The following is a 13,320-nucleotide window of genomic DNA, read 5'->3' as shown; positions in this document are numbered from 1 at the left end:
CCTCAGGGCGAAGGGAACTCGTGCGTTCCCGAGGTCGAGCTGTCGCTCGGCTCGTTGACGCCGAACACGAAGGGCGCGAACACGATTTCGCGACCGTCGGGGTCGCGGTAGGTGACGGCGCCCGTCGCCGCCCAGTACGGATGCTGTTCGACGGGTTCGATCCCCGCCGCTTGCAGCCGGGCGATCGCCGCCTGTTGCGCCTGCTGGTCGGGGAAGTACAGGCACAACTGTTCGTGGTGGTCCACGGCGACGGGCTCGACGGATTCCACGATCTCCAGGGTCAGGTTCCAGCTGGGCAGGCCGAAGATGGCGCCGTTGCTGCCGTAGCTGTCACCGAAGGTCTCGAAGAGCGGCAAGCCCACCAGCTCGCGGTAGAACCGCACCGTCTCGTGGAAGTTCGCCGACCGGCGCGCGAAGCGAATGCCGCCGAGCGACGCCAGCTGTGCCGGCCAGTGCGTGGTGCGGCGGGGATGCTGGACGGCCATCACAACCCGACCGCGCTTGCCGCCGAATCGGTGGTATCCCAGCGCCGCAGCTGGTGGCCGGGTGCCCACGTCGAATGGGTTCCGCTCGAAATACGCTCCGGCAGTTGAAGTTTGCACACCGGGCCATCGGCGATCCGGGCGGCGTCGAAGATCACGCAATAGGAGGCGTCGGTGTTCATGTCGGTGGTGAGGCTGACCAGGTAACCGTCGTCCTCACCGGTGGCGCCGACGCGTGGCGCCATTGCCGTTTCGCTTCCATAGACGCCGTCGCCGAAGCGGAATTCCTGTTGGTTTCCGGTGCGCAGGTCGTGTTTGACCAGCCCGTCGAACAAGAACCAGCCCGGCTTGCCGGTGGCGGCATAGGCGTATCGGTAGTCGCCCGCGGCATAGTCCGGGTTGATGGTGCCGAACTCTGTGATGGACTCCGACAGCCGCTCTTCCCGCACCGCCCCGGTGGCCAGGTTGAAACGCCAACGGTGCAGCCGCGACTGGAGGCGATCGAGCCCCAGGAACCGAAACAGCTTGTCCCACTTCGACCCGCCCGTGTCCAGCGGGGAGGGATCGCCCTCGAAGAAACCGTCCAGGACGATCTCGTCACCGTCCTCGTAGGCGTTGACGAAGTGCAACACGAACGTCGGGTCCGCCTCGAACCACCGGATGTCACCAGTTCCCCCGCGGCGCGGGAGGATGGCGAACCGCGATGGAATATCGGGATAGAAGCGCGGCAGGTGCACGTCGTGCTCGAGCAGGGCGGGGTCCCAGAACAGCGGGAAGTCGTTGAGAATCACGTAGTTTTCGGTGAACGCCATGTCATGCGGCAGCCGCGGTCCGGGCAGCGGGATGTCCACGTAGTGGACCAACTCGCTGTTCTCGTCGACCACGCCGTAGCGCATGTACGGCTCCCGCTTGCTGTAGTTGAAGAACAGCAGTTCACCGGTTTTGCTGTCCACCTTCGGGTGCGCGGACACACCCCAATCGGTCGGGAAGCGCCCGTTCCAGCTCTCCTTGCCCAGGGTCTCGCCCGAGTACGGATTGACCCGGTAGAGGTCGCCGCATTGGTAGAAGCTGGTCAGTGCGACGCCCCGGTGCACGATGACGTCGGTGCTCGAGGCGTCTTTCATCCGGGTACGGGCACCCCACCCCTGCTCGCGCCTGGCCAATTGCACCGGCTCGGCCAGCCCCGGCCACAGCGGCCCCCCGGCTTCGTTCTCCGCCAGGAAGCCGTCGGTACGGATAAAGCGGTTGCGGTAGAAGGCCTTTCCGTCACGGAAGCCGACCATGTGCAGCATGCCGTCGCCGTCGAATGGGTGATACGTCTTCAGCGCCGGGTGCAGCGGATTCTCGGTGTTCCGCAGGTAGATGCCGTCCAGGTCGCGGGGGAGTTCCCCTTCCACGGCGGTGAGGTCGTCGGCGTCCCACTCGGTGGTCTGGGGACGCCACGGTCCGGTCCGGTACGGGTGGTCGTCTTCGGGCAGGGTGGACAGGAACTTGCCGACGATCTCAACGTCCATGTCACACGCTTTCTGCTGTGCTGACAACGAAACTCACCGTGGTGGCGGTGCTGCCGCCGAAGTTAAGGGTGCCGAACGTCTTGGCGCCCTCGACCTGATACTCCCCGGCAGCGCCGCTGACCTGCTTGGCCGCGTCGAGCAGCATGCGCACGCCGGACGCCCCGACCGGATGGCCGCCGCCGATCAGTCCGCCGCTGGGGTTGATCGGCAGCCGGCCGCCGATCTCGATCTCACCGTTTTCGATGGCCTTCCACGACTCACCGGGGCCGGTCAGCCCGATGTGGTCGATGGCCAGATACTCGCTGGGGGTGAAGCAGTCGTGTACCTCGTACCCGTCGAGGTGGTCCAGGGTCAGCCGGGCGCGGCGCAGCGCGTCGTGCACCGCGGCCCGTACGTGCGGAAGGACGTAGGGGTCGTCGACGGCTCGGTCCAGCTTCTGCCGCAGACCCAGCCCCACCGTTCGGTGCCCCCAGCCCTCGATGCGCCCGATCGGGCGCGCGCCGGGATGCTCGCGCAGGTAGGCGTCGCCGACCAAAACCAATCCTGCTGCGCCGTCGGTCATTTGGCTGCAGTCGAAGCGCCGCAACCGGCCCTCGGTGATCGGATTGGTGGCGTCGTCGTCCGTGATGGGGTCGGGGACCGTCCATCCACGTGTCTGGGCGTTGGGGTTACGCCGCGCGTTGGCGAAGTTCAGCTGCGCGATCGCCCGCAGGTGTGCGTCGTCCAAGCCGTAGCGCCGGTCGTATTCGTCGGCGACTTGGGCGAACATCGACGGCCACAGGTAACGCGCGTCGGCGCCCTCGTGGCCCGTCCAGGCGGCCGCACCCAGGTGCTGGGCCGCGGTGTCGCCGGGCACCGTCTTCTCGAGCTCGATCCCCACCACCAGTGCGGTGTCGTAGGCGCCCGACCGCAGGTCGGCCATCGCCGACAGCGTCGCGACGCTGCCGGACGCGCACGCCGCCTCGTGGCGGGAGGCCGGAGCGTCCCAGAGGCCGGCGCAGACAGTGGCCGGCATCGCCCCGAGGTGGCCCTGGCCGGCGAACATCTCCCCGAAGGCGTTCGCGACGTGGACCACTTGGATGTCGGCTGGGTTCACCTTGGCCGCGGCGAGCGTGCCCTGGACTACCTCCGCGGTCAGGTCGGCGAAGTCGCGGCCCTCCTTGGTGAGGTTGCGGGCGAAATCGGTTTGCCAACCGCCCAGGATCCACACACCCGCCGAGTCATCCATACGCCGCACGGTACTCCTGGAAAACCTCGTGGTTCAGGCGTATCGCGGGCGGTTGCGGTCGAAAACGTGCCCGAAATTGGGGCGGCCCCGTCGGCTCTCGGGCTGAACCGACGGGACCTAGGCGTACGCGAAGGCCGGCCGACGCGTTCGCCTCTCATGAAACATTGCCCCGTACGGCGGCAGACAAACATGCGGAACTCAACCTCATCGAGTGAGGGCGAAAACATTTTGCGGTCTTCGAGTTTGTCTCCGGCGTCTTGCACGACGGTTTGGGGGCCGCACCCGTCACTGCGAATCGGACGCGTGCGGACGCGTCCTTCGACGGCCGGGTTGGCTCGTTGCCACCGGCGGGCCAACACTTGCGGGGCGCCTGCGGCAGGCACCGCGGGTGCCGAAGGGCTACCCCGCCGAGGTGGGTTTCGACACGGTCACGGATGCGTACCTATCGCCGCATCACTAGTCACAACAGTCGCGCCAATCACTATCGTCACATGAGCCAACTACGGACGTCAATGCGGTGTCCCCGCAGCTCGAAAGGTGTTAGATGTCGGCGATTCTTCGAAGTGTGTCGCTATCGATGGCGTCGGCGGCCGCTGTCGGACTCGTCTACGTGGTCGGCCCGGCGCCAGCGGCCAATGCCACCCCGTGCGGAGCGCCCGAAGCGAATGTGGAACCGCCCGCCGCGCAGCCGGCGATGCCCGCACCGCAGCCGGTCGTCCAACCGCCCACCGGGCGCAGACCCACCCACACCAATGACCAGGCGCCGCTGCCCAGGCTGGGACCGCTGATCTCCTCATTCCTCAAGCCGGCGGTCCCTCGGCAGGCCGCGCCGATGAGACCGCAAGCGGAGGTTCTTCCGCCCGGGCCGAATCCTCCCGTCCCCGGTCTGCCGCAACCGCCCAACGCCGGTCAGCTGCAGCCCAACGCGGCCCCCGTCCCGCCGCCGCAGCCGCCGGCGGAGGCGCCGCCGGTCTCGATTGCCGGGGCGCCCACCTCGCTGGTCGACTGGGTGACCGGACCCGACGGTCCGAACAAGACGCTGCAGCGTTTCAGCATTTCCGGCACCGACCTCGGTATCGCTTGGGACAACGGGGATCCCGGGAACCGTCAGGTCCTAATGGCCTTCGGCGACACCTTCGGCTATTGCAAGGTCAAGGGTCAACAGTGGCGCTACAACACGCTGTTCCGCAGCTCGGACCGGGATCTGTCGCATGGAATCCACATCGCGGAGGGCGTCCCTAACGACCGGTACTCCGGTTCACCGGTGTGGGCGCCGAGCCTGTCCAAGCAGGTCGTCAACACCATCCACAAGGCCGCCCACGAGACGGGGATCATTCCGACCGCCGGCATCTCGATCGGCAGGACGCAGTACATGAGCTACATGTCGATCCGGCAGTGGGGCCGAGACGGCGAATGGAGCACGAACTACTCGGCGATCGCGCGGTCCAACGACAACGGCCAGAACTGGGGGATTTTCCCCACCTCGATCCGCACGGCCTCCGCGGACGCCATTCCGGGAGCCGGGTTCACCCCCGGTAACGAAAACTTCCAAATGGGCGCCTTCATGAAGGGCAACGACGGTTACCTGTATCAATTCGGGACCCCATCGGGACGTGGCGGCGCGGCGTTCCTGTCGCGGGTGCCGCCGGGGCAGTTGCCCGACCTCACCAAGTACCAGTACTGGAACGGCGACAACGGCGGCCGCTGGGTGCCCAACAACCCGGGCGCGGCGACGCCGATCTTCCCGGGCCCGGTGGGCGAAATGTCGGCCCAATACAACAGCTATCTCAAGCAATACCTGGTGCTCTACACCAACGGTGGCAGCAACGACGTGGTCGCACGCACCGCGCCGGCACCGCAGGGGCCGTGGAGCCCCGAGCAACCGCTCGTGTCGTCCTTCTCGATGCCCGGCGGCATCTATGCGCCGATGATTCATCCCTGGTCGTCGGGGCGGGACCTGTACTTCAACCTGTCGCTGTGGTCGGCATACGACGTGATGCTGATGCACACCGTCTTGCCCTAATCGTGATCGTGTCGCACCCCCAATAGTCGGTAAAGCAGGCGCACCCTGGATGAATCGGGGGCCTAGCGAGAGAGGAGATCGAGGATGATCACTTTCGAGAACCCGGCCACGTCGACCGCCGGCAAGCCGCGGCGGCCAGACATCGAGATCCGCATCGAGGGCGTGCGCCGCCGCGACGGCGCCGTCCGGCTCGGCATCATGCTCGACGGGCGGATGGCGACATAACCCAGCGCGACGGCGCCGGCCGCGACGGCCGGGGCAATATGTACGCGTGAGTTGGGCGAAGCGTGAAGCAAAGGCGCTCGCGGACGTGACACTGACGGGCGATGCGCTGCTTGCTGAGCTCGAAGACTATATCCGCGTGCACAATCCGCTTTTGACGGATGTTCGGCTGGAGCGGGCAACCGCCACCGAGGAGTACGACACCGGCGCCCAACCGCCTCGACGCTGGTACGACGTCACCTACCTGGCTGACGACGGCGAGGGTTACGGGATTAGACCCTGAGTGCCCCCGGCAGGATTCGAACCTGCGACACCGGCTTTAGGAGAGCCGTGCTCTATCCCCTGAGCTACGAGGGCGGGCCGTCTGCGAACACCCGACCGCACCCGGGTCGCGTCCGTGAAGGCGTTCAGAAGGTGCGTCCAGCGTCCTGCGCCGTGAGTGTAGCCGGTCCGCTCATGGCGACCGGTGCCCTTCCATGCCTTCGTCCACGGTAGTGGTCGCTCAGCGCGGTTGGGTGTCAGCCGGCGAAGTAGTCACGAGCTAGCCGCCGGACTCGCCCGTTCGGTCAGTCCTCGTCCTCGATGACGTGCATCGCGGCTTCCTCGGCGGACGCTGCGCCCCCGTCGAGCCCGACGTCCGAAGCGACCAATTCATCCTCGTAGTCCCCGCCGAATCCCTCGTCCGGCGCGACGAGGCGGCCGGCTCGGGCGCGGCCCACCTCGCGCTGCCGGGGGAATTCGCACTCGCGTTCGGATGCATCCGAGCGTTGCTGCTCGGCTTCGTCGAGCGCGACATTGATGCGTGCCGCCGGGTCCGGCTCTTCCTCGGCGAGGAGCTGATCCATGGTCTCGCCCGGACCGAATGCGCCTCGTCCGTAAGGCCGCTCGGGTGGCGAATACCCCTCGTCGAGGATGTCGTCCACGCCGCGGTCTATCAGGGTGTCCTCCGGTTGAAGCTGATTGTCGTCCTCGACGCTGTATTCGCCGGCCGCGGGGCCGGTCTCATAGTGAGAAGTCACGATTTGCCTGTCATGTGTTCGCCGTTCCTCGATACCTGTTCTGCCGCAATATATGTCTCGTCGAGCGGTAGGGCCAGTTCCATCCGGAACATCCTCAGCCGAGCCGCTCGATCTCGTCGGCCGCGTCGGTCAACGCCGCGGCGAGTTCGCGCGCGGCGATCCCGTCCAGCGCGTCCAGGTGGCGGGCATGCACGGCGATCCAGCGGCGCGTCGAGCCGTCGAACTGTTGTCGACCGTAGATCTGCACGCGCGCCCGCCCGCCTCGCCGAGTGGTCCCCTCAAAGTCGCGAAACCAGTTCCTGTCCAGCTGCCAGTCGAAGGTCCGAACCGCACCGTCGGGGGGCGCGATCGAGTCGAATGGCATCCCAGCGGACACATTCTTGTCCGCCCACTGCCGCGCCATTTCCAGCAGCGTCTGCGGTTCGTCGCGTTCGAGGCGCTCGAGCTGAGCGATCTGCGCAGCGGTGAGCTGGTCGGCCACGTCGCGCCAGGTTTGGGCGGTGTCGTCGGATGTGGTCATGCCCTGCAGTCTGCGCGGCTGACCCGTTGCCGGCGAGAGTCGAAAGTCATGTCTTGAGTCCACCTTTGTCGGGTGGATTCGGTCTGGCAGCGGGCCGCGCCGTGTCAGCTTGCGGTTCAATGGTTTTACCCAACTCGCGACGCCGTCTAGTCGGCCCGGGCACCGTGCACGTCCCGAATCACGCTACGCGGCAACCGATGTCCCCAAATGACAGCCCGCGAATGGCCAAGACGCGGAGAATGACAACCGGGGTCGTGACTTCGGGAAGGGAGGCAGCAATGGCCGCAGGCCCACTATGCGCCCGCTGCAAACAAACCATCGGACCGGGATGGCTCTACCTGACTGCACATCGCCGCGGCCAAGCCGCGCCGGCCGATGACGACGCGGTGCTCATCCATCTGCCCGACGAGTGCCCGCGGGCCGGGGAGCACGTGCCGCCGAGTTAGGCATCGGAGCCGTCGGACTACGGGTTCGCGGTCAGAGCAGCCGGGCTCAGGTGCTCGATGAACCAATCGCGGGCCAGCGTCGCGGCCCGCTCGAGCGTCCCGGGTTCTTCGAAGAGATGGGTGGCGCCCGGCACGACGGCCAGTTCACACTTGCCGGGGATCGCGGCGCGTGCTTGCCGATTCAAGTCCAGCACCACGTCGTCGTTGCCCCCAACGATTAGCAGCGTCGGCGCGTAAACCCTGGCCAAGAACGCGCCCGCCAGATCGGGCCGCCCGCCCCGGGACACCACAGCCGCGACGTTTACCCGCGGGTCGGTGGCGGCGACCAGGGCAGCGCCCGCGCCGGTACTGGCGCCGAAGTAACCGACCGGCAGAGCGGCGGTGTCTTGCTGGCGGCTCAGCCAGCCGGTTACGTCGACCAGTCGTCGCGCCAAAAGCTCAATGTCGAACACGTTGGCGCGATTTCGTTCTTCTTCCGGGGTCAGTAGGTCGAACAGCAGCGTGGCGAGACCCGCGCCGTTCAGCACGTCGGCCACGTAGCGGTTGCGTGGGCTGTGCCGGCTGCTCCCACTGCCGTGCGCGAACAACACCACGCCGACCGGATGTTCGGGAATCGTCAGATGTCCGGCCACCGCCACCGATCCGGTGCTGACCCTGACTTCTTCGTCGCGTAAGGGCGGGTCGTCCGCGGCGGCGCCGGCGATCGGCCCCCGAGAACGGTCGCGGGCGCGATCGAGTAGCGCGACCACCTCGTCGTCGGATGTCTGGGTGAAGTTGCGGTAGCCCTGGCCCACGGCGAAGAAGAACTCGGGCGTATGCAAACAAACCACCTCGTCGGCGTACCCGGCGAACCGTTCGAAGACGTCGCGTCCGCCGATCGGAACGGCCAGGACAACCCTGCTCGCGCCCTGTGCGCGGGCCACCTCGCAGGCGGCTCTGGCCGTCGCGCCGGTCGCGATGCCGTCATCGACGATCACCGCGGTCCGTCCCGCCAACGGGATCCGGTCACGCCCGCCGCGGAATCTTTCCGAGCGACGAGCCAACTCGGCCCGCTGCTTCGCCTCGACCGCGGCAATCTCGTCCGCGGATAACCGGGCCTCACGCACCACGGCGTCGTTGATCACCCGCACCCCGCCCTCGCCGATCGCACCGAAGGCCAATTCGGGCTGGAACGGGACCCCGAGCTTGCGCACCACCAGTACATCGAGCGGAGCATCCAGGGCTTTGGCGACCTCGAAGGCCACCGGCACACCGCCGCGTGGGAGGCCCAGCACCAAAACATCGTGACCGCGCAACGATTCCAGGCTTTTTCCCAGCTGTCGCCCGGCGTCAACACGATCGTCGAACAGTCTCGAATCGCCGCGCAGCGAAGCCAGCCGCTGCCCCAGCGGCCGCCCCCAATCGCTTCGAGTCATCTCCCGAGTGTGTCGCGGTCTGCGGGCGCGCCGAAGGGCCCTAAGGCCACTTACCGGGGGACCAACGCCTCCTTACCGCTCGCCGAGGTCACCGCGCGGCCGCAGCCAACCGGTCAGCGCAGTTCGGCGATGACCTTTGCAAAGTTGTCGACGTGGTTGTCCTGGACGGTGATGAACGTGACGCCGTACTTCTCCCGGTACTCCCGCAGCGTGTCGGCCATCTCGCGGGGCGAGCCCGTCAGCACCGAGTGCATGGCCAGGATCTCGTCGTCGGACAACCCGGCCGCGTAGCGACGGGTCATCGTCAGGTCGGGCAGGCTTTCGCCCTCGGCCGGGACCGCGGTGACGGCAAGGTTCAATTCGAGCGCGTCGAATCGGTCGCCGGCGGCGTTACGGACGAACTCGACGCGTTCGGTCAGCGGGTCGTCGGCCTCTTTCACCCTCGAACCCGTCAGCCCGATGATGTCGGCGTGCCGGGCGGCAATGGTCAGCACCCGGTCGCCGTTGCCCGCGATGAGGATCGGTGTCGTCGGGTGATGCTCCTTCAGATATTTCGTCATGTGGTTGAGGTAGTCCACCCGGGCGCCGGCACTGGGGTAGGGGAGCTCTGCTGCGTCGAACTCTTCCTTGACATACCCGGTGCCGAGCCCGATTTCGAGGCGGCCGTTACTGAGCTTGTCCAAGTCGCCCAGGTCCCGGCTGAGCAGGGCGGGCTTGTAGAAGGCGGCGTTGAGCACATACATGCTCAGCTTGAGTTTGTCGGTGACCATGGCGGCCGCGGTCAGTGCCGGAATCGGGGCAACCGCGCCGAGATGGTCTGGCACGCAAAGCACATCGAATCCGATGTCTTCCGCCTGCTTCACCTTGTCGACGAAAGTTGCGCGCGACTTGATGAAGCGCATGCTCATTCCAAAGCGAAATTCCTTGGCCACCAACAACTCCGTTCAACAGATGAGGACAACTACCAACAACGTGCCGCTTCCGCTAGCCCCTGGATCAGGGCCGTGGTGACCGGCGACAGGCCGTCGTCGCCGGGCATCGGGCTGCGCGGGCTCAGGCCGCGCACGCGGGGAGACAGCTCCAGCTGGGTCCCGCCTTCGCGCACGCGGTTCACCGGATTGCCCGGATGCAGACCGCGCAACTCCGGCGGGATGTCCTCGAGGTCGGTGATGACCCGATACCCGGTCAACTGGATGTGCTGGGCCAGGTGTGCGGCCAGCGCGCGGTTGCGGCCGCCGGCCAGCAATTGCGTGCTGCGCCCGATTCGGCCGTAGCCGTGCAGCGACACCGCAACGTCGACATGGTCGAGGAATTCGGCGAGCCGCGGCGACTCGGCCGGGTCGAACATCGCCGAGGGCAGGTGGTGCGGGTAGCGGTCGGGATGACGCAGCACGTACACCGAGGCGTGAGCGGCGTCGGCGGCACGTTCGGCGATCACGTCGGTCATCTCTTCCAGCCCGCCGCCGTGGATGGCCAGAAAGCCGAAACGCGAACGCAATTGACTGGCCTCGCTTACTCCGGGCTCGCTCAGCAACGCTGAAAGGGATTGTGGCGCAGGACCTGACGCCGACACCCTGCGAGGCCAGTGCGAGGGATCCCAGCGCCGCAAGAAGTCGATCCAGCGCTGCGGCAACCCGTGCTGCACGGCGCCGTCGACGATCTTGGACAGGTAGCCCGGTCGGGGCGGGCCCGGTGTGACCCGATGGTCGATGTACACCCAGGCCGGCGACGATCCGTCGTCGGTGTGCACGGTCAGCCGGTCTCGCCGGTAGCGCACCGGCACGCCCTCGGCGCTGTCCAGGGTGGCCAGGTCACCATCTGAGATCTGCCAGACCACGCCATGCACCTGAGTCCCCGTGCACGGTTCGACCGTGGCGACGCCGCGCTGGTTGATCAGCCAGTCGTGATCGGAGAGGACCGCCGGCCGCGGATCGGCGGCGTCCGGACACCGCAGCGCCATCTGCCTGACGCACAGGTTCGACCCGTATGCGAAGTAGGCGTGCCGGCGGGCCGGCATTCAGCCGGTCACCGTCAGCCAGATGAGCACCACGTTAAGCAGACTAATCAATACGCCGACGGCCCAGCCAACAATCGTCGTGACGGGATGATTGGTGTCGCTGCCCATCAGATCGCGGTCGCTGGTCAGCTTCACCAGCGGAAGGACCGCAAACGGTATCCCGAACGACAGCACCACCTGGGACAGCACCAGCGCCCGGGTGGGGTCGAACCCGACCGCGAGGATCACCAGGGCCGGACACACGGTGACCAAGCGGCGCACCAGCATCGGGATCCGGCGGTGCAGCAGCCCCTGCATGATCATGGCGCCCGCGTAGGCGCCCACCGACGACGACGCCAGCCCGGACGCCAGCAGCCCGATCGCGAACAGCACCGCGATGGCCGCACCGAGGGTGTGGTGAATCGCGGAGTAGGCGCCCTCGATGGACGCGTGGATGTCGCGGTGCTGCAGGTTGATCGCGGCGACCAGCAGCATCGCGGCGTTCACCGTTCCCGCGACGGCCATCGCCAGGACGACATCCAGCCGGGTGACCCGCAGCAGCAGGCGTCGCGCGGCGCCCTCGGCGGGATGCCCGTGTCGATCGAGGACCAGCCCGGAATGCATGTACACGGCGTGCGGCATCACGGTGGCGCCCAGGATGGCGGCTGCCAGCAGCACGCTTTCGGTGCCCTGGAATCTCGGCAGCAGCCCGCCCAGGACGGCGTCCGGTGGAGGCGTCTTCACGAAGAAGCTGGCCGCGAAGCCGATGGCGATGACGAGCAGCAGTCCGGTGATGACGCGCTCGAAGATGATCTGCCCGCGCCGGTCCTGGATCGCCAGCAACAGCAACGACACCAACCCGGTGATGACGCCGCCGAGCAGCAGCGGCAAATCGAACAGAATCCGCAAGGCGATTGCGCCGCCGACGATTTCGGCCATATCGGTGGCGATCGCCACCAGTTCGGCCTGGACCCAGTAGACCAGCCGGACCGGACGACTCATTCGCTTGCCGATGGCCGCGGGTAACGATCGTCCGGTGACCAGGCCGAGCTTGGCCGACAGATACTGCACCAGACCGGCGAGCGCATTGGCCACCACGATGACCCACAGCAGCAGGTATCCGAACTTTGCGCCGGAGCTGACGTTGGCGGCGACGTTGCCCGGATCGACATAGGCGATCGCGGCGACGAAGGCGGGCCCGAGCAGATACCAACTGCTTTTCAGCGAGTCCTGGCTGCTCTGCGTCAAGTGTCGCCCTCGATTCACACGTCCGAATAAGAAAGTGAGGTTAGCCGAAGACTCCAGGCATACCCGGAGGCCACCCACCATTCGGGCAGACGCGGTCACTGGCGCCGGCGCTTCCGGCCGCGCCCGGCGATCAGCCCGGCAGGTAAAGGCCCTTGCCGGTGATCAGGGGCAGGTCCAGCGTCGTCACGATTCCCGGCGGGGCGGCCACCACCGCGGGGATCGCGTTGACCACCCGCATCGCGGTGGCGACCAGCCCGGCGTGGTTGTGGTCGCCCTTGCGGCTGCTCAGGCAGACATCCATCGCGTAGGAGGGTTCGCCGGTGATCTCGATGCGGTACGACCCGCCGTGCTGGGCGGGCTGCGGCCAGTCCGGGCACAAATCCTCGCGCAGCCGCGTGACGTGTTCGAGGACGACGACGGGGTCGCCGTTGACCATGCCGAATACCTCGAACCGCAGCGCCGCGGCGCTGCCCTTGGGGATGTGCCCGGACGCGATGTCGAAGTCCTCCGGCGCCGGCACGCGCACGTACTCTTGCGCGACCGAGTCGAGCGAAATCCCCAGACCGGCCGCCAGCTGCCGAACCACCGATCCCCACGCCAGGCTGAGCACGCCCGGCTGCAGCAACATGGGGACGTCGTCGAGCGGCTTCCCGAAGCCCATCACGTCGAACATGACCGCGGCGCTGTCATAGGTGGCGTAGTCGACGATCTCCATACAGCGAATCTGCTGGATGTTCTGACAGGTGCCGGCCAGCGCCAGCGGCAGCAGGTCGTTGGCGAAGCCGGGATCGATCCCGTTGACGAATACGCTCGAATGCCCTTCGCGCGCAGCATCTTCGATGGGCTTGATGAGCTCTTCGGGAATCACCTGCCACGGATACTGCAAGAAGACCGGGCCGCTGCCGACGACGTTGATGCCGGCGGCCAGCACGCGCCGGTAGTCTTCCAGCGCCTCGGGCAACCGGTTGTCCGCCAGCGCGTTGTAAACGGCGCACTGCGGTCCGGTGGCGAGTACGGCGTCCAGGTCGGTGCTGGCCAGCACGCCGGTCGAATCGGGAAGCCCGGCAAGCTCCGCCGCGTCCTTACCGGCCTTGGCGTCCGAGGACACCCAGACGCCCCTGAGCTCGAACTCGGGATTGGTGATGAGCGCTCGCAGCGCGTGGACGCCGACATTGCCGGTGCCCAATTGAACGACGGGGATTGCCAT

14 protein-coding genes and 1 tRNA gene are annotated in these 13,320 nt (G+C 67.1%); 4 read left to right on the top strand and 11 right to left on the bottom strand.

Annotated features, from left to right (window positions below):
* Positions 1-2 precede the first annotated feature (2 nt).
* From A5750_RS21150 to A5750_RS21140, 3 genes are read right to left on the bottom strand one after another with little or no spacing between them, the layout of a single operon-like run.
* Complete coding sequence (locus A5750_RS21150; RefSeq protein ID WP_067265465.1) at positions 3-485, bottom strand: VOC family protein; 483 nt, start codon at positions 483-485, stop codon at positions 3-5.
* Positions 485-1,996 carry a carotenoid oxygenase family protein gene (locus A5750_RS21145; protein ID WP_067265462.1) on the bottom strand — a complete coding sequence of 504 codons (1,512 nt, stop codon included), beginning with the start codon at positions 1,994-1,996 and terminating at the stop codon, positions 485-487. The genes A5750_RS21150 and A5750_RS21145 overlap by 1 nt, the downstream gene beginning before the upstream one ends.
* Before the next feature lies 1 nt (position 1,997).
* Positions 1,998-3,224 carry an acetyl-CoA acetyltransferase gene (locus tag A5750_RS21140; protein ID WP_066957549.1) on the bottom strand — a complete coding sequence of 409 codons (1,227 nt, stop codon included), beginning with the start codon at positions 3,222-3,224 and terminating at the stop codon, positions 1,998-2,000.
* A 544-nt stretch (positions 3,225-3,768) separates the two neighbouring features.
* Here A5750_RS21140 and A5750_RS21135 point away from each other — a divergent pair.
* The 3 genes from A5750_RS21135 (at position 3,769) to A5750_RS21130 (ending at position 5,752) form a co-directional block, all read left to right on the top strand.
* Positions 3,769-5,247 carry a DUF4185 domain-containing protein gene (locus tag A5750_RS21135; protein WP_066957548.1) on the top strand — a complete coding sequence of 493 codons (1,479 nt, stop codon included), beginning with the start codon at positions 3,769-3,771 and terminating at the stop codon, positions 5,245-5,247.
* An 84-nt stretch (positions 5,248-5,331) separates the two neighbouring features.
* Positions 5,332-5,472: a hypothetical protein gene (locus tag A5750_RS25980; protein WP_156659761.1), complete on the top strand. Its 141-nt coding sequence runs from the start codon at positions 5,332-5,334 to the stop codon at positions 5,470-5,472.
* A 46-nt stretch (positions 5,473-5,518) separates the two neighbouring features.
* Complete coding sequence (locus tag A5750_RS21130) at positions 5,519-5,752, top strand: hypothetical protein (RefSeq protein WP_066957546.1); 234 nt, start codon at positions 5,519-5,521, stop codon at positions 5,750-5,752.
* 1 nt (position 5,753) lies between these two features.
* Here A5750_RS21130 and A5750_RS21125 read toward each other — a convergent pair.
* The 3 genes from A5750_RS21125 to A5750_RS21115 form a co-directional block, all read right to left on the bottom strand.
* A tRNA-Arg gene (locus A5750_RS21125) sits at positions 5,754-5,826 on the bottom strand.
* A 209-nt stretch (positions 5,827-6,035) separates the two neighbouring features.
* Positions 6,036-6,488 carry a DUF5709 domain-containing protein gene (locus A5750_RS21120; protein WP_067265458.1) on the bottom strand — a complete coding sequence of 151 codons (453 nt, stop codon included), beginning with the start codon at positions 6,486-6,488 and terminating at the stop codon, positions 6,036-6,038.
* Positions 6,489-6,582: 94 nt separating this feature from the next.
* Positions 6,583-7,008, bottom strand: a complete 426-nt coding sequence (locus A5750_RS21115) for a hypothetical protein (RefSeq protein WP_067265455.1) — start codon at positions 7,006-7,008, stop codon at positions 6,583-6,585.
* A 278-nt stretch (positions 7,009-7,286) separates the two neighbouring features.
* Here A5750_RS21115 and A5750_RS26170 point away from each other — a divergent pair, with 278 nt between their 5' ends.
* Positions 7,287-7,454, top strand: a complete 168-nt coding sequence (locus A5750_RS26170) for a hypothetical protein (protein ID WP_197505490.1) — start codon at positions 7,287-7,289, stop codon at positions 7,452-7,454.
* A gap of 17 nt (positions 7,455-7,471) precedes the next feature.
* On the opposite strand, the gene A5750_RS21110 is transcribed toward A5750_RS26170, so the two are convergent.
* The 5 genes from A5750_RS21110 to A5750_RS21090 form a co-directional block, all read right to left on the bottom strand.
* Positions 7,472-8,869: a phosphoribosyltransferase family protein gene (locus A5750_RS21110; RefSeq protein ID WP_082959163.1), complete on the bottom strand. Its 1,398-nt coding sequence runs from the start codon at positions 8,867-8,869 to the stop codon at positions 7,472-7,474.
* A gap of 113 nt (positions 8,870-8,982) precedes the next feature.
* On the bottom strand, positions 8,983-9,807 hold the full coding sequence (locus A5750_RS21105; RefSeq protein WP_082948243.1) for an LLM class F420-dependent oxidoreductase: 825 nt from the start codon (positions 9,805-9,807) through the stop codon (positions 8,983-8,985).
* A 23-nt stretch (positions 9,808-9,830) separates the two neighbouring features.
* On the bottom strand, positions 9,831-10,886 hold the full coding sequence (locus tag A5750_RS21100; RefSeq protein WP_066957541.1) for a poly-gamma-glutamate hydrolase family protein: 1,056 nt from the start codon (positions 10,884-10,886) through the stop codon (positions 9,831-9,833).
* Positions 10,887-12,194, bottom strand: a complete 1,308-nt coding sequence (locus A5750_RS21095; protein ID WP_369817365.1) for an Nramp family divalent metal transporter — start codon at positions 12,192-12,194, stop codon at positions 10,887-10,889. It abuts the gene before it with no gap.
* Positions 12,195-12,243: 49 nt separating this feature from the next.
* Positions 12,244-13,320: a diacylglycerol kinase gene (locus A5750_RS21090; protein WP_066957537.1), complete on the bottom strand. Its 1,077-nt coding sequence runs from the start codon at positions 13,318-13,320 to the stop codon at positions 12,244-12,246.

It is taken from the genome of Mycobacterium sp. 852002-51613_SCH5001154, from assembly GCF_001667425.1.
Taxonomy (GTDB): Bacteria; Actinomycetota; Actinomycetes; order Mycobacteriales; family Mycobacteriaceae; genus Mycobacterium.
This window is presented reverse-complemented; position numbering and strand designations above follow the sequence as displayed.

What these genes read in the sequence shown, in the direction of transcription:
- A5750_RS21150 (WP_067265465.1), bottom strand. Translation starts at nt 485, where the DNA reads ATGGCCGTCCAGCATCCCCGCCGCACCACGCACTGGCCGGCACAGCTG.
- A5750_RS21145 (WP_067265462.1), bottom strand. Translation starts at nt 1,996, where the DNA reads ATGGACGTTGAGATCGTCGGCAAGTTCCTGTCCACCCTGCCCGAAGAC.
- A5750_RS21140 (WP_066957549.1), bottom strand. Translation starts at nt 3,224, where the DNA reads ATGGATGACTCGGCGGGTGTGTGGATCCTGGGCGGTTGGCAAACCGAT.
- A5750_RS21135 (WP_066957548.1), top strand. Translation starts at nt 3,769, where the DNA reads ATGTCGGCGATTCTTCGAAGTGTGTCGCTATCGATGGCGTCGGCGGCC.
- A5750_RS25980 (WP_156659761.1), top strand. Translation starts at nt 5,332, where the DNA reads ATGATCACTTTCGAGAACCCGGCCACGTCGACCGCCGGCAAGCCGCGG.
- A5750_RS21115 (WP_067265455.1), bottom strand. Translation starts at nt 7,008, where the DNA reads ATGACCACATCCGACGACACCGCCCAAACCTGGCGCGACGTGGCCGAC.
- A5750_RS26170 (WP_197505490.1), top strand. Translation starts at nt 7,287, where the DNA reads ATGGCCGCAGGCCCACTATGCGCCCGCTGCAAACAAACCATCGGACCG.
- A5750_RS21110 (WP_082959163.1), bottom strand. Translation starts at nt 8,869, where the DNA reads ATGACTCGAAGCGATTGGGGGCGGCCGCTGGGGCAGCGGCTGGCTTCG.
- A5750_RS21100 (WP_066957541.1), bottom strand. Translation starts at nt 10,886, where the DNA reads ATGCCGGCCCGCCGGCACGCCTACTTCGCATACGGGTCGAACCTGTGC.
- A5750_RS21095 (WP_369817365.1), bottom strand. Translation starts at nt 12,194, where the DNA reads ATGGTGGGTGGCCTCCGGGTATGCCTGGAGTCTTCGGCTAACCTCACT.
- A5750_RS21090 (WP_066957537.1), bottom strand. Translation starts at nt 13,320, where the DNA reads ATGGCAATCCCCGTCGTTCAATTGGGCACCGGCAATGTCGGCGTCCAC.